This is a genomic window from Aeromicrobium jepli, assembly GCF_047246605.1.
GTDB lineage: Bacteria > Actinomycetota > Actinomycetes > Propionibacteriales > Nocardioidaceae > Aeromicrobium.
Genome location: NZ_JBFOKO010000007.1, coordinates 97,892 through 115,865 on the forward strand (window position 1 = coordinate 97,892; position 17,974 = coordinate 115,865).

14 protein-coding genes are annotated in these 17,974 nt (G+C 73.7%); 2 read left to right on the forward strand and 12 right to left on the reverse strand.

Annotation, left to right across the window (positions count from 1 at the left end):
• Position 1: 1 nt before the first annotated feature.
• From AB3M81_RS13985 to AB3M81_RS13995, 3 genes are all read right to left on the reverse strand, one after another.
• Complete coding sequence (locus AB3M81_RS13985) at positions 2 to 136, reverse strand: hypothetical protein (protein ID WP_412904524.1); 135 nt, start codon at positions 134 to 136, stop codon at positions 2 to 4.
• A gap of 99 nt (positions 137 to 235) precedes the next feature.
• A complete protein-coding gene (gene lepA / locus AB3M81_RS13990) occupies positions 236 to 2,092 on the reverse strand; it encodes a translation elongation factor 4 (RefSeq protein ID WP_412904525.1) in 1,857 nt (618 codons plus the stop codon).
• 46 nt (positions 2,093 to 2,138) lie between these two features.
• On the reverse strand, positions 2,139 to 2,480 hold the full coding sequence (locus AB3M81_RS13995; protein ID WP_412904526.1) for a hypothetical protein: 342 nt from the start codon (positions 2,478 to 2,480) through the stop codon (positions 2,139 to 2,141).
• 146 nt (positions 2,481 to 2,626) lie between these two features.
• Here AB3M81_RS13995 and rpsT point away from each other — a divergent pair, with 146 nt between their 5' ends.
• Positions 2,627 to 2,887, forward strand: coding sequence for a 30S ribosomal protein S20 (gene rpsT, locus AB3M81_RS14000; protein ID WP_412904527.1), 261 nt, complete (start codon positions 2,627 to 2,629; stop codon positions 2,885 to 2,887).
• Between the two features lie 56 nt (positions 2,888 to 2,943).
• On the opposite strand, the gene holA is transcribed toward rpsT, so the two are convergent.
• The 9 genes from holA to nirB all read right to left on the reverse strand — a co-directional run bounded on the left by holA (position 2,944) and on the right by nirB (position 16,446).
• Positions 2,944 to 3,921 (reverse strand): DNA polymerase III subunit delta, encoded by a 978-nt coding sequence (holA, locus tag AB3M81_RS14005; protein ID WP_412904528.1) that lies wholly within the window; start codon positions 3,919 to 3,921, stop codon positions 2,944 to 2,946.
• A 14-nt stretch (positions 3,922 to 3,935) separates the two neighbouring features.
• Entirely contained in the window at positions 3,936 to 6,149 is a 2,214-nt protein-coding gene (locus AB3M81_RS14010; RefSeq protein WP_412904529.1) for a ComEC/Rec2 family competence protein, read from the reverse strand.
• On the reverse strand, positions 6,130 to 6,864 hold the full coding sequence (locus AB3M81_RS14015) for a ComEA family DNA-binding protein (protein WP_412904530.1): 735 nt from the start codon (positions 6,862 to 6,864) through the stop codon (positions 6,130 to 6,132). Before AB3M81_RS14015 ends, AB3M81_RS14010 begins: the two co-directional genes overlap by 20 nt.
• Before the next feature lie 105 nt (positions 6,865 to 6,969).
• Positions 6,970 to 7,812 (reverse strand): DegV family protein, encoded by an 843-nt coding sequence (locus tag AB3M81_RS14020; RefSeq protein WP_412904531.1) that lies wholly within the window; start codon positions 7,810 to 7,812, stop codon positions 6,970 to 6,972.
• 36 nt (positions 7,813 to 7,848) lie between these two features.
• On the reverse strand, positions 7,849 to 11,697 hold the full coding sequence (locus tag AB3M81_RS14025; RefSeq protein WP_412904532.1) for a bifunctional nitrate reductase/sulfite reductase flavoprotein subunit alpha: 3,849 nt from the start codon (positions 11,695 to 11,697) through the stop codon (positions 7,849 to 7,851).
• 3 nt (positions 11,698 to 11,700) lie between these two features.
• Positions 11,701 to 12,414 (reverse strand): sirohydrochlorin chelatase, encoded by a 714-nt coding sequence (locus AB3M81_RS14030; RefSeq protein WP_412904533.1) that lies wholly within the window; start codon positions 12,412 to 12,414, stop codon positions 11,701 to 11,703.
• Positions 12,411 to 13,538: a uroporphyrinogen-III synthase gene (locus tag AB3M81_RS14035; RefSeq protein WP_412904534.1), complete on the reverse strand. Its 1,128-nt coding sequence runs from the start codon at positions 13,536 to 13,538 to the stop codon at positions 12,411 to 12,413. Before AB3M81_RS14035 ends, AB3M81_RS14030 begins: the two co-directional genes overlap by 4 nt.
• The gene (gene nirD, locus AB3M81_RS14040) at positions 13,535 to 13,888 is read right to left on the reverse strand and encodes a nitrite reductase small subunit NirD (RefSeq protein WP_412904535.1); all 354 of its coding nucleotides are present in this window, start codon (positions 13,886 to 13,888) and stop codon (positions 13,535 to 13,537) included. The genes AB3M81_RS14035 and nirD overlap by 4 nt, the downstream gene beginning before the upstream one ends.
• Complete coding sequence (gene nirB / locus AB3M81_RS14045) at positions 13,885 to 16,446, reverse strand: nitrite reductase large subunit NirB (protein WP_412904536.1); 2,562 nt, start codon at positions 16,444 to 16,446, stop codon at positions 13,885 to 13,887. Before nirB ends, nirD begins: the two co-directional genes overlap by 4 nt.
• Positions 16,447 to 16,635: 189 nt before the next feature.
• Between nirB and AB3M81_RS14050 the strand changes: the two genes are divergently transcribed.
• Positions 16,636 to 17,961, forward strand: coding sequence for an MFS transporter (locus tag AB3M81_RS14050; RefSeq protein WP_412904537.1), 1,326 nt, complete (start codon positions 16,636 to 16,638; stop codon positions 17,959 to 17,961).
• Positions 17,962 to 17,974: the final 13 nt, after the last annotated feature.

The following is a 17,974-nucleotide window of genomic DNA, read 5'->3' on the forward strand; positions in this document are numbered from 1 at the left end:
CTCAGTTCTCGTTCTCGTCCGGGTACCGGTAGGCCTCGCGTGGGCCCGACGCCTTGACCCGGTCGAAGAACAGGTCGCCGACGGTGCGGGCGCGGTTCTCGACGATCTTCAGCTGCTCGGCGGTGGACACGACCATGGGGAGCTCCCGGGGGACGAACGGACGGGCAAGTGTGATTCATGTCACCCTACCGCCGCGTAGCTCCCGCGGGGAAGGATTCGCCGACCAGCGCGGGCGTCAGGACTTACTGTCGCCCGTCGAGAGGGCGGCGATGAAGGCCTCCTGGGGGACCTCGACGCGGCCCACCATCTTCATGCGCTTCTTGCCCTCCTTCTGCTTCTCGAGCAGCTTGCGCTTGCGGCTGATGTCGCCGCCGTAGCACTTGGCGAGGACGTCCTTGCGGATCGCGCGGATGTTCTCGCGGGCGATGACGCGCGCGCCGATGGCCGCCTGGATCGGCACCTCGAACTGCTGGCGCGGGATGAGCTCCTTGAGCTTGCCGGCCAGCGCGACGCCGTACGAGTAGGCGCTGTCACGGTGGACGATCGCGCTGAACGCGTCGACGACCTCGCCCTGCAGGAGGATGTCGACCTTGACCAGGTCGGCCTCCTGCTCACCCGAGAGCTCGTAGTTGAGCGAGGCGTAGCCCTTCGTGCGCGACTTCAGCGCGTCGAAGAAGTCGAACATGATCTCGCCCATGGGCAGGGTGTAGCGGATCTCGACGCGGTCCTCGGAGAGGTAGTCCATGCCGCCGAGCTGACCGCGGCGCGCCTGGCACAGCTCCATGATCGTGCCGATGTAGTCCGACGGCGCCAGGATCGTGGCCGAGACGACGGGCTCGAAGACCTTGGCGATCTTGCCCGAGCTCGGGTACTCGCTGGGGTTCGTGACGGTGTGCTCGCTGCCGTCCTCCAGCTCGACGCGGTAGACGACGTTCGGCGCGGTGGAGATGAGGTCGAGGTTGAACTCGCGCTCGAGCCGCTCGCGCACGATCTCCAGGTGCAGCAGGCCCAGGAAGCCGATGCGGAAGCCGAAGCCGAGCGCGCCGGACGACTCGGGCTCGTACACGAGCGCCGCGTCGTTGAGCTGCAGCTTCTCCAGGGCGTCGCGCAGGGTCGCGAAGTCGTCGCCGTCGATCGGGTACAGGCCGGAGAACACCATCGGGTTCGGGTGCTGGTAGCCGCCGAGCGGCTGCTCGGCGGGCTTCGCGGCCGAGGTCACCGTGTCGCCGACGCGGCTCTGGCGGACCTCCTTCACGCCCGTGATGAGGTAGCCGACCTCGCCCACGCCGAGGTGGTCCTCCTTGACGGGCTCGGGGCTGATCACGCCGACCTCGAGCATCTCGTGGACCGCGCCGGTCGACATCATCTTGATCTTGTCGCGGTGGCTGAGCTTGCCGTCGACCACGCGCACGTACGTGACGACGCCGCGGTAGGTGTCGTAGACCGAGTCGAAGATGAGCGCGCGAGGCGGGCCGTCGGGGTCGCCCTCGGGCGGCGGAACCTCGTCGACGATGAGGTTGAGCAGCGCCTCGACGCCCTGGCCCGTCTTGGCCGACACCCGCAGGACGTCGTCGGGCTCGCCGCCGATGATGCCGGCGATCTCCTCGGCGTACTTCTCGGGCTGCGCGCCGGGCAGGTCGATCTTGTTGAGCACCGGGATGATGTGCAGGTCCGCGTCCATCGCCAGGTACAGGTTGGCGAGCGTCTGCGCCTCGATGCCCTGCGCGGCGTCGACCAGCAGGATCGCGCCCTCGCACGCCTCGAGCGACCGGCTCACCTCGTACGTGAAGTCGACGTGCCCAGGAGTGTCGATCATGTTGAGCACGTAGGTCGTGCCGGCGTCGTCGCCCGACGACTTGGTGAACGGCATCCGCACGGCCTGGCTCTTGATCGTGATGCCGCGCTCGCGCTCGATGTCCATGCGGTCGAGGTACTGCGCCCGGGCCGCGCGCTCGTCGACGACGCCGGTCAGTTGCAGCATCCGGTCGGCGAGCGTCGACTTGCCGTGGTCGATGTGCGCGATGATGCAGAAGTTCCGCAGCAGCTCGGGCGGCGTGGCACCGGGGCTCGGGGCGGTCGTGGGGCGCGTCATGGTGAGGTCCATTGTCCACGACCCCCGCAGGGGTCGTGACAGTCGATCAGCGCCAGGCGTACGCGATGACGACGTTGACGAGCACGAGCGCCGCGACGACGTGGCCCCACGGGTTCGGCGCCGGCAGCTTCTGCTTCATGAACGCGAGCGCCGTGGCGACCGCCGCGATGACGAGCTTGACGGCGACCTTGGCGTTGTTCGGGTCGTGGACCTCGTCGCTCGCCGAGCCGATGCCGGTCAGCACGATGCCGATCACCAGGGCGGTGGCGACGGCGTGCGCCATGCCCTTGGGGACGCGAGGCGCCTTGAGGGAGACGGCCCACAGGATCAGGGCCGCGGCCCAGCAGGCGATGTGGATCCACACGAGGATGTCGTAGAGAGTCTGCACGAGGCGCACTCTATGAGACCGGGCGGATTTGAGGACTGCGTGCCCGCGCTGGTAGCATGGGTGATTGCGTGTCCAGCCCACCGTACGACGGGCTCGGACGCGACCAGACTTCTCATCACCAGGAACGACGAAAGAACAGGTTTGCCGTGGCGAACATCAAGTCGCAGATCAAGCGCAACCGGCAGAACGAGGCCGCGCGCGAGCGCAACAAGTCCGTGCGCTCGGCACTGAAGACCTCCGTCCGCCGCTTCCACGCCGCCGTCGAGGCCGGCAACGCCGACGAGGCCAAGGCCCTCGCCGCCGACACCGCCAAGAAGCTGGACAAGGCTGCCAGCAAGGGCGTCATCCACAAGAACCAGGCGGCGAACCGCAAGTCGGCCATCGCGAAGAAGGCCTCCGCGCTCTGAGCTCCGCACGATGAGCCCCGCACCCGATGGGTGCGGGGCTCTTTCGCGTTTGCGGCTCAGGAGGTGCGGCTGCGCGCCACCGCGATGTCGATGATCATCCGCTCGACCGCGTGGCCCGGCTCGGCCGAGCCGCCCTTGACGGCCAGGTCGGCGTGGGCGACGACGTCGAGGGCCCGGCGCAGCGAGGCCTCGTCCCAGCCGCGGGCGCTCTGGCGCAGCGAGCGGATCTTGAACGGTGGCGCGCCGATCTCGCGGGCGAGGTCGGCGTCGCGCAAGCCGGGATCGGCCGTGACGACGCGCGCCAGCTGGCGCAGGCCGGAGGCCACGGCGGCGGTGATGAGCAGCGGCGCGACCTTCGCGGCCTCGGCCCAGCGCGCACGCTCGAGCGCGAGGTCGAGCCGGCCGTCGAGCGCCGCGTCGGCGATCTCGTAGCCGCGCACCTCGGCGCGGCCGCCGAAGTATCGCTTCACGACCGAGGCGTCGAGCGCCTCGCCCTCGGCGAGCGTGGTGACCAGCTGGTCGACGGCGGCGGCCAGGGAGCGCAGGTCCGACCCGACGGCCGAGACCAGCACCGAGGCGCCCTCCTCGTCGATCGCGCGGCCCAGCGTGCGCGACTCCTGGCGCACCCACGCGATCAGGTCGCGCTCGTACTTGGGGGCCTGCTGGGCGACCTCGGTGACGGACGCGGACTTGCGCAGCTTGTCGAGGACGCCCTTGCCCTTCGCTCCCCCGCCGTGCACGAGCACGACCGCGGTCTCGTCCGAGGGAGCCGCCGCGTACTGCAGGAGCTCGGCGGCCGCGGCCTCGTTGAGGTCCTGCAGGTCGGTCAGGACGACCGCGGTGGCCGAGCTGAACAGCGAGGCGCTCGTGAGGGCGGTGAACTCGCCGGGAGCGAGCGACGACGCGGACGACTGCGCCACCTCGACCTCGGGCGCGGCGGAGCGGATCTGGGCGATCGCCTGCTGCCGCGCGCGGTCGGACAGGAACTCGGAGTTGCCGGTGATCAGCCAGACCTTGCCGAACGGGTTCGCCACGTCCCGAGGATAGGTCACCGCTCGGACAGGACGAGCGTCCCGCCTCGGTCGACGAGGGCGACCGTCCCGGACTCGTCGGTGCGCCCCACGACGATCCCGCGGGCGGCCAGGTCGGCCAGCACCTCGGCGGTGGGATGGCCGTGCGGGTTGTCGGCGCCGACCCCGATGAGCGCGACGCGCGGCGCGACGCGCTCGACCAGCTCGGGCCACCGGTCGGCGCTGCCGTGGTGCGGCACCTTGAGCACGTCGGCGGCCAGGTCAGGAGACGCCCGGCCGAGTCCGCGCTGTGCCTCCTCGCCCAGGTCGCCCGTGAACAGGATCCGGTGGCCGCGCACGTGCGCCCGGACCACCACGCTGCGGTCGTTGCGCTCCGTCGGCGGCACGCGAGCCTCGTCCCGCAGCGGCCACAGGACCTCGAGCCGAACGGGGCCCACCGTGACGTCGTGACCGGCCAGGAGCCGCACCCGTCGCCCGGCGGGGACCGCGGGGGCACCCGACGGCCCGTCCGCCAGGACCTCGACCGGGCGCCCCCGCACCGCCCCGCGCCAGCCGCCCACGTGGTCGGCGTCGCCGTGCGTGAGCAGCAGCAGGGCGATCCGCTCGATCCCCAGCTCGGTGAGGCAACGGTCGATCGGTCCCGGCTCCTCCCCCACGTCGACGACGACCGCCTCGCCGGGTGCGGTCGGCAGCACGAAGCCGTCCCCCTGGCCCACGTCGCAGGCGACGACCACCACGCCGTCGGGCGGCCAGCCCGGAGTGGGCGGTCGCGCCATCGCGACGAGCAGGCCGGCGGTCATCCCGATCGCGAGCGCGGGCCGTCGGGCGAGCCGCCACAGGCCCCCGCCCACGACCGGCACGAGGAGCAGCAGGGTCCACCACGGGTGGGGCCAGCCGATCGACGCGCCCGGCACGGCCGCGCCGAGCCGGGCGACGGTCACGATCACGGTGGCCGCGGCCCACGCCACGACGCCCGGGACCACCGCGAGGACAGGGACCACGAGGTCGACGAGCCCCGCGGCGAGCCCGGCCACCGTCGCCGGGGCGACCACCGGGGCCACCAGCACGTTCGCGAACACCGCGATGAGCGAGACCTCGCCGCTGAGCGCGGCCACGACAGGCAGGCACGCGAGGTGTGCCGCGACCGGCACGGCGACGGCCGCGGCCACCGGGCGCGGCAGCCAGTGCAGGCGGCGAGCCAGGGGCGGCGCCGCGGCGATGATCCCGGCCGTGGCGCAGACCGACAGGACGAAGCCGGCCGTGGTCGCGAGCCACGGGTCGAGCGCGAGCAGCGCCACGACGGCCCACGCGAGCGCGCGCAGGCCGGCTCGCGGCCGGCCGACGAGCAGCCCGGCGAGCGCCACCGTTCCCATGACGGCCGCACGCTGGACGCTCGGCTCGGGACGCGCCACGAGGACGAACGCGACGATCGTCAGGAGTCCCGCGGCGAGCAGCAGCCGCCGCGGAGCACCCACGGACCTGAGGCCCAGCAGCACCACGCCGAGCACGATCGTGAGGTTCGCGCCGGACACCGCGAGCAGGTGCGTCAGGCCGGTGCGCCGGAAGCGCTCGCGCGTCGTGTCGCTGAGCCCGGACTCGTCCCCGGCCACGAGTGCGGGGACGAGGGCCGCGGCCTGGTCGTCATGGTGGCGCGCGCCGTCGCGAATGCCGTCGCGGACGACCTCGGACCAGCGCCACCACCACGGGTCGCCCGCGAGCCGGGCCGACCGAGTCACGCGCAGCAGGGCCGCCTCGTCGGTCGACTCGGCCGGCGCGAGGGTCGCCCGGACGCGCCACCGCGTGCCGGTGACGAACGGCGCGGCAGGCCCCCGCACGAACGCCGTCGCCCGGACGCGGACCCGCCAGGCCCGCCCACCGTGCTCGACCCGACGCACCGTCACGGCGACGACGGCGCCCGGTCCGGAGCGGCCGTCGAACGCCCGGCCGTCCTCACGGACCTCGACCTCGGCCGTGACCGTGCGGTCGTCCTCGGCGAGCTGCGTGACGGGCGAGGACGCCACGGCGGCCACCCGCCAGCCGCAGCCGGCCGCCACCAGCACGAGGCACGCCGCCGGGAAGGCCAGCCATGGCCGCCGCCCCGCCGCGACCACCAGCCCGAGGACGGCCGCGCCAATCGACCAGGCGGGAGGCAGCCGGGTGAGCGCCGCGGCCGCCGCCCACACGACGAGTGCCGCCGGGACGACCCGCAGGTCAGACCGCGACGCGGTCACGCAGCTCCGCCAGGGTCGCCTCGCCGATGCCCTTGACGTCGAGCAGGTCCTCGACGCTGCGGAACGGCCCGTTCTCGTCACGCCAGGCGATGATCGCCTCCGCGGTCACGGGGCCGACGCCCGGCAGCGAGTCGAGGGCGACCAGATCGGCCGTGTTGAGGTTCACGAGCCCGCCCGCAGCCGTGGCACCACCCGCGCCGGCCGGACCGGCGGGAGCCGCGGGCTCCCCCACCAGCACCTGCTCGCCGTCCGCCAGCACCCGCGCGAGGTTCAGCCCGGACGTGTCGACCTCCCCCTTGAGCCCGCCGGCCGCCGTGATCGCCTCGTGCACGCGCGAGCCGGGCGGCAGCGTCACGATCCCGGGACGGCGCACCTTCCCCGCGACGTCGACCACCAGCTCGGCCGGCGTGGCGGCCGACGCCGTCGCGCTGGGCGCCGCACCCGCGACCGCGACGGTCGGAGGCGGCACGGCCACCTCGTGGGGCCGACCCGTCAGGAGCCACCACACGACGAGGACGGCCGCCGCGCCGCCGACGACGGCGACCAGACGGACGTGGACGGGTCGAAGCCGGGACCGCGCGCGACCGCCCGGGCGCGGCGCGACGGCTGGAGGATCGTCCGGCGGGTCGGGCAGCGAGGCGTCGAAGTTCGCCGCCAGCTCGGCGAGGCGTCGTCGCGCGACCTGCGCGCGGGTCTCGGGCGGGACGGAGGCCATGTCGCGACCCTAGGAACGTGCACGCCGGGGCGGAACGGACCGGCGGCAGCCTGTGGAATGACGAGCAGCGGGCGCCGGGCCCTGTGGACTGCCGTGCTTTCGAACTCAGCGAGCGCTGACGGTGACCGCGATCGTCCCGGGTCCGACGTGCGCGCCGATGTCGGCGCCGACCTCGTCCACGGCGATCGCGTCGCGGCCCAGCCGCTCGCAGAGCTGGTCGGCGATCGACGCGGCCACGTCCGCGTTGGCCAGGTGCTGGATGCCGATGTCGTAGTCGCCCTCGTACGTGGCGACCTTCTCGACGGCGAGCGTCACGAGCCGCGACAGGGCCTTCGACGACGTGCGGACCTTCTCCAGCGGCGTCACCTGGCCGTCGTCGATCGTGAGGATCGGCTTGACCGACAGCGCCGAGCCGATGAGCGCGGCGGCCCGGCCGATGCGGCCCCCGCGCCGCAGGTACTCGAGCGTGTCGACGTACAGCAGCACCATCGCGGAGCGGGCCGCCTCCTCGGCCGCCGCGACCATGCCCGCCGGATCGGCGCCGGCGTCGCGGGCCCGCGCGGCGGCGCCCGCCGCGTAGCCGGTGGCCAGGCCCGCGTTCAGCGTGTCGACGACGCGGACGGGGATCTCGACCCGGCCGGCGGCGAGCCGTGCGGCGTCGATCGTGCCGGAGACCTTCGAGCTGATGTGCACCGAGACGATCTCCTCGACCCCGGTCGCGGCGAGCGCCTCGTACACGGACTGGAACGTCTCGGGCGAGGGGCGCGACGTGCTGACGGGCACCGACGACCGCAGTGCGTCCGCGATCATCTGCGACGTGACGTCGACGCCCTCGGTGTAGACGCGGGCACCGATGATGACGGTCGTCGGGACGACGGTGATCCCCTCGCGGGCGGCGTCATCGGGGTCCAACGACGCGGTCGAGTCGGTGACGACGGCCACGGTCATGGCGGCCACCCTACCGATCGCACGGGCGGTCCGCGGTCAGTAGACGTCCTTCGCGTAACGGCCGGTCGCCTCGAGTCCCGCGAGCCACTCGCGCGCGTCCTCGCGGGTCATCGGACCGTGCCGCTCGGCGAGCAGCAGCAGGGTCGCCTCGACGTCCTTCGCCATGTGCAGGCGATCGCCGCACACGTAGACGTGCGCCCCCTCGTCGAGCCAGCGCCACAGCTCGGCGCCGTGCTCGCGCATGCGGTCCTGGACGTACACGCGCCGGTCCTGGTCGCGCGAGAACGCGGTGTCCAGGCGGGTGAGGACGCCGTCGCGCCGCAGCTGCTCGAGCTCGTCGCGGTAGAGGAAGTCGGTCGCGCCGTTCCTGTCGCCGAAGAACAGCCAGCTCCGCCCCGCGTGACCCAGCGCCTCGCGATGGCGCAGGAACCCGCGGAACGGCGCGATGCCGGTGCCCGGCCCGACCATGATCACCGCGGCGTCCGGGTCCTCCGGGAGCCGGAAGTGGCGCTGGCGCTGGACGTGGACGCGCACGTCGTCGCCCGCGCGATCGGCCAGGAACGCCGAGCACACGCCGTGGCGCCACGGCCCGTGCTCGCGGTGGCGGACCACCGAGACCGTCACCTGCGCCTCGAGCGGGTCCTCCAGCGGGCTCGACGAGATCGAGTACTGCCGCGTCGCGAGCGGCCTCAGCACCCCGAGCCACTGGTCGAGCCGCGCGACCGTCGGGACCTGGCGCAGCAGGTCCACCTGCTGGCGGCCCCACGCCCAGGCGTCGACCTCGGCGCGGTCGTCGGGGTCCGGGAGCCCGGGTACCGGCCCGCGATGCCGGTCGATGACGAGCCGGACCACGTCGGGCGTGATGGCGACGCAGTCGTACCGCTCGGCGAGCGCATCGGCGAGGCGGACAGGCTGGTCGTCGAGGTCGACGAGCACGTCCCCGTCGAGCCCGGTGAGCGCGAGCCACGCCTCGACGTACGCGGGGTCGACGCGCGGCGCGACGACGAGGGCGTCCCCCGGCTCGTACGTCAGCGTGTCGGGCGGCAGGCGGACGCCGATGCGGCGCACCTCCTTCGTCGAGCCCTCGGCCGTGAGCAGCTCGTTCCGCGTGAGCGAGGTCAGCAGCGGGCGCCTGCGACCGAACCGCTCGACCGGCGCCGGTGCCACGTCCGCGCCGCCGAGCACCTCGGCCACCGACGCCAGCCAGGCGTCGGCCCCGGCGTCGAAGTCGGGCTCGCAGTCGACGCGCGGCGCGATCCGCTCGGCGCCGAGCTCGGCCAGCCGCTCGTCGAGGCGACGGCCGAAGCCGCAGAAGTCCGCGTACGCGGAGTCGCCGAACGCCAGCACGCTGTACCGGAGCCCGTTCAGGTCCGGCGCGTCCGGCGCGCACAGCTCGCGCCAGACGCCGACGGCCTCGCTCGGCGGGTCGCCGTCGCCCGTCGTGCTGGTGACGAAGAGGGCGGTGCCGGTGAGGTCTGTGGCGCGGGCGCCGCCGAGCGAGCGCGCGGACGCGTTCAGCGTCCTCGCCACCTCGGGGGCGTGCTCGTCGACGCGCCCGGTCTGCGAAGCCGACCACACGACCGTGCCGGCGGGCGACGGCGGCGGCGCGTGCTCGGCCAGGACCGACTCGAACCAGGCGCGCAGCTCCGGGCGCACCGGTGCGGACGGCGGCAGGTCGTGACCTCGGTGCGTGACCGCCGCCAGGTAACCCGCGAGCCAGGCGACCTCGGCGGGCTCCGCGTCCGGCGGGCTGCCGGGCAGTCGCAGCGGCGCCCGCTCGAGCCGCACGGCGCACGCCTTGAACTCGGGCTGGAGCGAGTCCGGGTCGACGGCGTCGTTCGTGAGCGCGTTGACGGCGAGCCCCTCCCCCGTCATCTCGCCCCAGTGGATCGGCGCGAAGCACGTCCCCGGCAGGACGCGATCGGTGACCACGGCCGGCAGCACCACCTCGCCGCGCCGGGACACGATCCGCACCTCGGTCCCCTCGCCGACGCCGAGCGCGGCCGCGTCGTCGGGGTGCAGCTCGACGAACGGGTCGGGGTTGAGCCGGTTGAGCCGCTCGACCCTGCCGGTCTTGGTCATGGTGTGCCACTGGTGCGGGAGCCGCCCGGTGTTCAGCACGACCGGGAACTCGTCGTCCGGCAGCTCCGCCGGGGGCAGGTGGGGCCGGGCGTGGAAGACGGCGCGGCCGTCGGGCGTCGGGAACGCGAGCCCGTCGCCGACGTAGCGGATCGGGTTGCGGCGCGCGCCTCCCGGCGGGCACGGCCACTGCAGCGGACCGCGTCGCAGCCGCTCGTAGTCGGCGCCGCGCAGGTCGTAGCCCGTGGCCGGGTTGGCGAACCGCCGGATCTCGTCGAAGACCTCCTCGGCGGTGGCGAAGTCGAACGCCTCGCCGAAGCCCAGCCGGTCCGCGAGATCGCAGATGAGCCTCCAGTCGGGCCGTGCGTCGCCCGGCGGCGCGGTGGCCGGCCGCGTGAGCGTGAGGTTGCGCTCGGAGTTCACCATGACGCCCTCGAACTCGGTCCACAGCGCGGCGGGCAGCGCGATGTCCGCGTGGGCCAGCGTCTCGTTCTCGGCGTAGGCGTCCTGCACCACGACGAGGTCGGCGGCCGCGAGGCCGCGCAGCACCGTCTCGCGATTCGCGACCGAGTGCGCGGGATTGGTGCACACGATCCACGCGGCCCGGACCTGCCCACGGCCCAGCTGCTCGAACAGGTCGATCGTGCCGCCGCCGATCTCGTCGCGGATCGTGCCGCGCGGCAGCCCCCACACGTCCTCGCAGAACGCCCGGTCGGCCGCGGACAGGACCGAGCGCTGGCCCGGCAGGCCGGGACCCATGTAGCCCATCTCGCGCCCGCCCATCGCGTTCGGCTGGCCCGTCAGCGAGAAGGGACCGGACCCGGGACGGCAGATCGCCCCGGTCGCCAGGTGCAGGTTGCAGATCGCGTTCGTGTTCCACGTGCCGTGGGTGGACTGGTTGAGGCCCATCGTCCAGCACGTCATCCAGTCCCCGGCCTCGGCGATCCAACCCGCGATCGTGCGCAGGTCCGCCTCCCCGATTCCGGTCAGCTCGGCGACGCGCCGGGGCGGGTACTCGGCCGCGAGCGCCTCGACGTGCTCCCACCCGCGCGTGTGCTGGGCGACGAAGTCGTGGTCGACGGCGCCGGCCTCGACGAGCAGGTGCAGCAGGCCGTTGAGCAGCGCGAGGTCCGTGCCGGGACGCAGCTGGCAGTGCAGGTCCGCCTTCTCGGCGGTCGCCGTGCGGCGCGGGTCCACCACGACGAGCCGCGCGCCGGCCTTGACCCGCTCCATCATCCGCAGGAACAGGATCGGGTGGGCGTCGGCCATGTTCGAGCCGATGACGAGGAACAGGTCGGCGTGGTCGAAGTCGTCGTACGAGCCGGGTGGGCCGTCCGCGCCGAGCGACTGCTTGTAGCCCGTGCCCGCGCTGGCCATGCACAGCCGCGAGTTCGACTCGAGGTTGATCGTGCGCAGGTACCCTTTGGCGAGCTTCGTCGCGAGGTACTGCGCCTCGAGCGTCATCTGGCCCGAGACGTACAGCGCGACGGCGTCCGGCCCGTGCTCGTCGATCACGGCGCGGAAGCGCGCGGCGGCCTCGTCGAGCGCCGCCTCGATGCCGACCTCGACCCGGTCGGTCGCCCGGTCCCAGCGCACCGACGCCTTCTCCATCCGGCCGGGCGCGGCGAGCAGGTCGGCCGTCGTGGCGCCCTTCGTGCACAGCCGTCCCGCGTTGGCGGGGTGGTCGGCCGTCCCGGTCACGCCGGTGACGCGCGGCCCCTCCCGGCGCCGGCCGACCTGCAGCGTCATGCCACAGCCGACACCGCAGTAGCCGCAGACGGTGCGGACCTCGTTCGCCGTGCTCATGGCTCAGCCGGCGGCCGCGAGGCTCGCGCCGAGCGCCTCGGCGTACCGCTCCAGCACGAGCGACACGAGCCGCGGGTCGGGCGTCCGCTCGTCCAGCAGCGGCGCGGTGACGATCTCGGCCCCGGCGCGGCCGACGGCGTCGTGGAAGTGGCCGGGCGCGAGCAGGTGCGAGGCCACGAGGACCCGCCGGCCCGGCCGCCGCACCCGTGCGACGACCTCGTCCAGCGGCGTCCCGCAGTGGCCCACGTGACCCAGCGCGACAGGACGGCCGAGTCGCCGCGCGAGGGCGTCCGCCGTGGCGCGCTGGTCCGCGACGGCCCGCGGGTCGCTGGAGGCGGAGGCACCGAGGACCACGGTGTCGTCCTCCCCCAGGCCGGCCTCGCCGAGCCGGTCGAGGAGGACCTCGACGATCGCCGGGTGGGGGCCCATCGGCCGCGCGGCCGCGTGGCGGTGGCGCCGGGCGACGGCCGAGGCGATGTCGTGGTGCACGTGGTAGCCGCCCGAGAGCAGCAGCGGCACCACGACCGCCGGGCGGCGGCCGAGTCGCGCGAGGACGTCGGGAAGGGACGGCTCCTGCACGTCGACGAACGTCGCCACGACGTCGGCGGGCGCGGCCTCGCGAACCGCCTGGACGAGGGCGTCCACCGCCGCGGCGCCCCGGGCCGAGCGGGTGCCGTGGCTGCAGGCGACGAGGACGGGTCGGGTGGATCGGCTCATGCGGTCTCCTCCTGCGGGACGGGCTCGAGTCGGTAGCCGCGCTTGACGACGGTGCGCACGAGGCTGCGGTCGCCGAACGCGTCGCGCAGCCGGGCCACCGCGACGTCGGCGGCATGGGGGTCGGACGAGGCGCGAGGCAGGACCGCGAGGACCTCCTCGCGGCTGAACACCGCGCCCGGCTCGGACGCCAGCAGGCGCAGGACGGCGAGGCTCGACGGCGGCAGCGGCAGGACCTCGTGGTCGAGGGTCGCAGCCGAGGCGTGCACGCGCAGCCGGCCGCCGCGGGTGTCGACGCCGAGGTCGTCGCGGCCGAAGTGCATGACGACGGCCCGCACGAGCGCACCGAGTCGGCCGCGGTCGGGCACGAGCGGGGTGAAGCCGGCGTTCACGAGCGGGTCCGCGGTCACCGGGCCGACGGCCGCGACGACCAGCCGCCCCTCCCGCGCGAGCTGCAGGATCGAGGCCAGCTCGCCCTGCGCGCGCACCACGCCGAGCCACGCGGCCGCGCCCGGGGCGGACGTGAACAGGACGCAGTCGAACCCGCCCCCGGCGACGTCACGCACGGACTGCTCGACCGCCTCGGGGTCCGGCGGCGGGCCCCACCGGTAGACGACGAGCGGCACGGTCGTGGCGCCCGCGGTGGTCAGCGTGGTCTCGAGCCCGTCGTCGCCGGCGCCGTGGTGCTGCACCGCGATGCGCAGCCCGTCGACGCCCTCGGCGACGAGGTAGTCCGCCAGCTCACGCGAGGTCTCGGACTCGGCGACCCAGTCCGCGACGAGGCCCGCGGCCTGGATCGCGCCGCGCGCCTTCGGGCCGCGCGCCACGATCCGGGCGTCGGCCAAGACGTCGTGCAGCTCGTCGAGCAGGCCGACCGACTCGGCGGTCTCGAGCCAGCTGCGGAACCCGATCGCCGTCGTCACGACGACCACCTCGGGCCGGTCGTCGATGAGGCCCTGCGTGCGCCGGACGAGGGTCTCCTCGTCGATGTGCGCCTCCACCCCGAGCGTCGCCGCCACGTGGACCTGCGCGCCGCGGCGCACGAGCGCGCTGGCCAGGTCGGTCGCCCGCCGCTGGGCCGTGATGAGCACCCGGGTGCCGGCCAGCACGGGTCCGTGCGGCGTCACGCGTCGCTCCGCCGCAGCCAGACGACGTCGTCCACGACGCGCACGTCCCAGCGCCCCAGCGAGACCTCCGGGTCGTCCAGGCAGCGGCCCGTGCGCAGGTCGAACACCTGCTTGTGCAGCGGCGAGGCCACCGTCGGCACGTCGCCGCGCGAGCCCACGAGCCCTCGGGCGATGACGTTCGCCCCGGTGAACGGGTCGCGGTGGCCGACCGCCAGGATCTCGTCGTCGGCCAGCCGGAACAGGGCGACCTGCTCGCCGTCGACGAGGGCGGCGGCGCCGCGGTCGACCCACAGCCGGTCGACGGTGCACACCGCGGTCCACGCGGTCTCGGGCACGAGCGCCGCGCTCATGCGCCCGCTCCCGTCCGGACGGGCAGCTGCGAGCCGGCGATGACGACGGGGCCCGCCGGACGCCGCTGGCCACGCTCCTCGACGTACGCGAGGTCGGGGTCGGGGGTGTCCGGCGCGTTCACGAACGAGCCGAACTGGGCGAGCTTCTCGGGGTCGGCGAGCGTGTCGGCCCACTCGTCCGAGTACTGCTCCACGTGGGCGGCCATCTGCGCGTCCAGCTCCTCCCCGATCCCCAGCGAGTCGTGCAGCACGACGTCGCGCACGTGGTCGATGCCGCCCTCGATCGACTCGATCCAGGGCGCCGTCCGCTGCAGCCGGTCGGCCGTGCGCACGTAGTACAGCAGGAACCGGTCGATCGCCCGGACCAGCTCGTCGGTGGTGAGATCCTCCGCGAACAGCTGGGCGTGGCGCGGCGTGAAGCCGCCGTTGCCGCCGACGTACATGTTCCAGCCCTGGTCCGTCGCGATGACCCCGACGTCCTTGCCGCGCGCCTCGGCGCACTCGCGCGCGCAGCCCGAGACGCCGAGCTTGATCTTGTGGGGCGAGCGCAGGCCGCGGTAGCGCAGCTCGAGCGCGACGGCGAGGCCCACCGAGTCCTGCACGCCGAAGCGGCACCACGTCTGGCCGACGCAGGACTTCACGGTCCGCAGGCTCTTGCCGTACGCGTGCCCGGACTCGAACCCGGCGTCGACGAGGCGCTTCCAGATCGCCGGCAGCTGCTCGATGCGAGCACCGAACAGATCGATCCGCTGCCCGCCGGTGATCTTCGTGTAGAGCCCGAAGTCCGCCGCGACCTGGCCGATGACGATGAGGCCCTCGGGCGTGATCTCGCCACCGGGGATGCGCGGGACGACCGAGTACGTGCCGTCCTTCTGCATGTTCGCCATGACGTGGTCGTTCGTGTCCTGGAGACGGGCGTTCTCGCGGTCGAGGACGTGGCCGCGCCCCAGCGACGAGAGGATCGACGCCGCCACGGGGCGGCAGATGTCGCAGCCGCTCCCCCGCCCGTGCTGGGCGATCAGCTCGCTGAACGACGAGATGCCCGTGAGGGCCACGACCTCGTAGAGCTCGCTGCGACCGAGGTCGAAGTGCTCGCACAGGGCGTTGCTGACCGCGATGCCCTGCGACTCGAGCTCGGCGTTCAGGATCTGCTTCACGAGCGGGACGCACGAGCCGCAGCTGGTGCCCGCCTTCGTGCACGACTTCACGCCCGCGAGGTCGGTGCACTCGCCGCCGCTGACGGCGCAGCGGATCGTGCCGGCGGTGACGTTGTTGCAGGAGCAGACGGTCGCCTCGTCGGGCAGCGCGCCAGTGCTGGGCGGCTCGACGCCGTCGGGCAGCAGCCAGGCCGACGGGTCGGCGCCGAGCGGCCGGTCGACCATGGGCCGGAGGCTCGTGTAGGCCGAGGCGTCGCCGACGAGCATGCCGCCGAGCAGCGTGGAGGCGTCGTCGCTCATCACGAGCTTCTTGTAGACACCGGCGAGCGGGTCGGCGAAGACGACCTCGAGGCTGCCGCCGTGCGTGGCGAACGCGTCGCCGAAGCTGGCGACGTCGACGCCCATGAGCTTGAGCTTCGTCGACAGGTCCGCGCCGGTGAAGGCGGCCGCGCCGCCGAGCAGCCGGTCCGCGACGACCTCGGCCATCGTGTAGCCGGGGCCCACAAGGCCCCACACGCGGTCGGCGATGCAGGCGACCTCGCCGATCGCCCAGACGTGCGGGTCGCTCGTCCGGCAGGACTCGTCGGCCAGCACGCCCCCGCGCGGGTGGACGTCGAGGCCGGCCTCGCGGGCCAGCTCGTCGCGCGGCCGCACCCCCGTGGCGAACACGACGACGTCGGCGGGGATCGTCTCGCCGTCGGCGAACGTCATCCGGCCGACCTTCTTCGTGCCGCGCCCGGTCCGCACGGACTGCGTCGCGGTGGACGTGCGGACCTCGACGCCGAGGCCCTCGATGAGCCGGCGCAGCGCCTGTCCGCCGGCGAGGTCGAGCTGCATCGGCATGAGCCGATCGGCGAACTCCACGACCGTGCACTCGGCGCCGAGCTCGCGCAGCGCGCCCGCCGCCTCGAGCCCGAGCAGGCCGCCGCCCACCACGACGCCCCGGGCCGGGCGCCCCAGCTGCTCGCCGCGGTCACGGACCCACGCACGCAGCTCGGCGACGTCGTCGACCGTGCGGTAGACGAAGCACCCCGGCAGGTCCGCGCCCTGCACCGGCGGGACGGCGGCGTACGACCCGGTCGCGAGGACGAGCTCGTCGTAGTGCTCCTGGCGGCCGTGAACCGTGACCGTCCGGGCCTCACGGTCGATCCCCGTGACCCGCGCGTTGCGGTGCAGGCGCACGCCCGGCGTGCGCCACAGGCCCTGGTCGCCGAGCAGCAGCTCGTCCGGGTCCGCGACCGTGAAGAACGAGGTCAGCGCGACCCGGTCGTACGGCGGCCGGCTCTCCTCGCCGAACACGTCGATGTCCCACTGCTCGGTGGCGCCGCGCTCGACGAGGGCCTCGACGAGGCGGCGCGCCACCATGCCAGCGCCGGCCACGATGAGTCGTTTGCGTGTCATGCCTCCAGCCTCGGCAGCCCACGTTTCAGGCCCGATGGCTGGACGTAACGTTGCGTGAAACTTCTGTCACGAACGCGGCACGGCCGTTGTGAGCAGTTCGTTCCCGTTCGTTCACGCGCAGGCGCGGACGGCCGAAACGCACCGTTCCTAGCGTCGGGGCGACCGCACCCTCTCGCGTCAGGAGTCGCCATGTCCACGTCGCTCAGCACCGACCGCTCCCGCTCGCTCGTCCACCGACCGGGGCGGTGGATCGACGGGTGGGACCCCGAGGACCCAGTCCAGTGGGAACGCGAGGGTCGCTCGATCGCGCGCCGGAACCTGACGGTCTCGGTGCTGGCCGAGTTCTTCGGCTTCATGATGCTTGGCGTCTGGAGCGTCGTCGTGCCGAACCTCGGCGAGGCCGGCTTCTCGTACACGACCGACCAGCTGTACTGGCTCATCGCGCTGCCGGGGCTGACCGGGGCGGCGATGCGCGTGCTCTACACGTTCATGGTGCCGGTGTTCGGCGGCCGGAACTGGACCGTGATCTCGGCACTGCTGCTGCTCCTGCCGGCCGCCGGGCTGGCGTGGGCCGTCAGCGACCCGACCACGCCGTTCGGCGTCATGCTGCTCGTGGCGTCGCTCGCGGGACTCGGCGGCGGCAACTTCGCCTCCTCGATGGTGAACATCTCGTTCTTCTACCCGCAGCGCGAGAAGGGCAAGGCGCTCGGCATCAACGCGGCGGGCGGCAACCTGGGCACCGGCATCGTGCAGCTCGTGGTCCCGCTCATCATCACGAGCGGGGCCGGCATCGCGCTCGACCGCGCCGGGCTGATCTTCGTCCCGGCCGCGATCCTGTCGGCGCTGGCGGCGTTCGTGTTCATGAACAACCTCGGACACGCGAGGTCCGACCTGCGCAGCTACGCGCTCGCGGTGCGCAACCCGCACACGTGGATCATCTCGTTCCTCTACATCGGCACGTTCGGCTCGTTCCTGGGCTTCTCGCTGACGTTCCCGACGCTCATGAAGTCGCTGCACCCCGACGTCCCGGCCGCCCTGGCGTTCCTCGGTGCCGTGACGGGCGCGCTGACTCGACCGTTCGGCGGCTCCCTGGCCGACCGCTTCGGCGGCACGCGCGTGACGATGGCGTCGTACACGGCCATGGCGGTCGGCGTGGTCGGGCTGGTGCTGACCGTCGAGGACGCCGCCTTCCCCGTGTTCCTCGGCCTGTTCCTGCTGCTGTTCGCGGCGGCCGGCATCGGCAACGGGTCGGTCTACCGGATGATCCCGATCGCGTTCCAGATCGGCGCGACCGATGACGAGTCCCGCCTTCGTGGCCACCGCGCCGCCGCCGGCTGCATCGGCATCGCGGGAGCGGTCGGTGCGCTGGGGTCGTTCTTCGTGCCGCGCACGTTCGCCGAGCTGGGCATCGAGAACGGCCTGTGGGCCTTCGCCGCGGTCTACGCGGTCATGCTGGTCGTGGCCTGGGGCGTCTACGCCCGCCCGGGCACGGACACGCACGCGGCGCGGGTGTGAGGCAGCCGCTCGC

What these genes read in the sequence shown, in the direction of transcription:
- AB3M81_RS13985 (WP_412904524.1), bottom strand. Translation starts at nt 136, where the DNA reads ATGGTCGTGTCCACCGCCGAGCAGCTGAAGATCGTCGAGAACCGCGCC.
- lepA (WP_412904525.1), bottom strand. Translation starts at nt 2,092, where the DNA reads ATGACGCGCCCCACGACCGCCCCGAGCCCCGGTGCCACGCCGCCCGAG.
- AB3M81_RS14015 (WP_412904530.1), bottom strand. Translation starts at nt 6,864, where the DNA reads ATGGCCTCCGTCCCGCCCGAGACCCGCGCGCAGGTCGCGCGACGACGC.
- AB3M81_RS14020 (WP_412904531.1), bottom strand. Translation starts at nt 7,812, where the DNA reads ATGACCGTGGCCGTCGTCACCGACTCGACCGCGTCGTTGGACCCCGAT.
- AB3M81_RS14025 (WP_412904532.1), bottom strand. Translation starts at nt 11,697, where the DNA reads ATGAGCACGGCGAACGAGGTCCGCACCGTCTGCGGCTACTGCGGTGTC.
- AB3M81_RS14030 (WP_412904533.1), bottom strand. Translation starts at nt 12,414, where the DNA reads ATGAGCCGATCCACCCGACCCGTCCTCGTCGCCTGCAGCCACGGCACC.
- nirD (WP_412904535.1), bottom strand. Translation starts at nt 13,888, where the DNA reads ATGAGCGCGGCGCTCGTGCCCGAGACCGCGTGGACCGCGGTGTGCACC.
- nirB (WP_412904536.1), bottom strand. Translation starts at nt 16,446, where the DNA reads ATGACACGCAAACGACTCATCGTGGCCGGCGCTGGCATGGTGGCGCGC.
- AB3M81_RS14050 (WP_412904537.1), top strand. Translation starts at nt 16,636, where the DNA reads ATGTCCACGTCGCTCAGCACCGACCGCTCCCGCTCGCTCGTCCACCGA.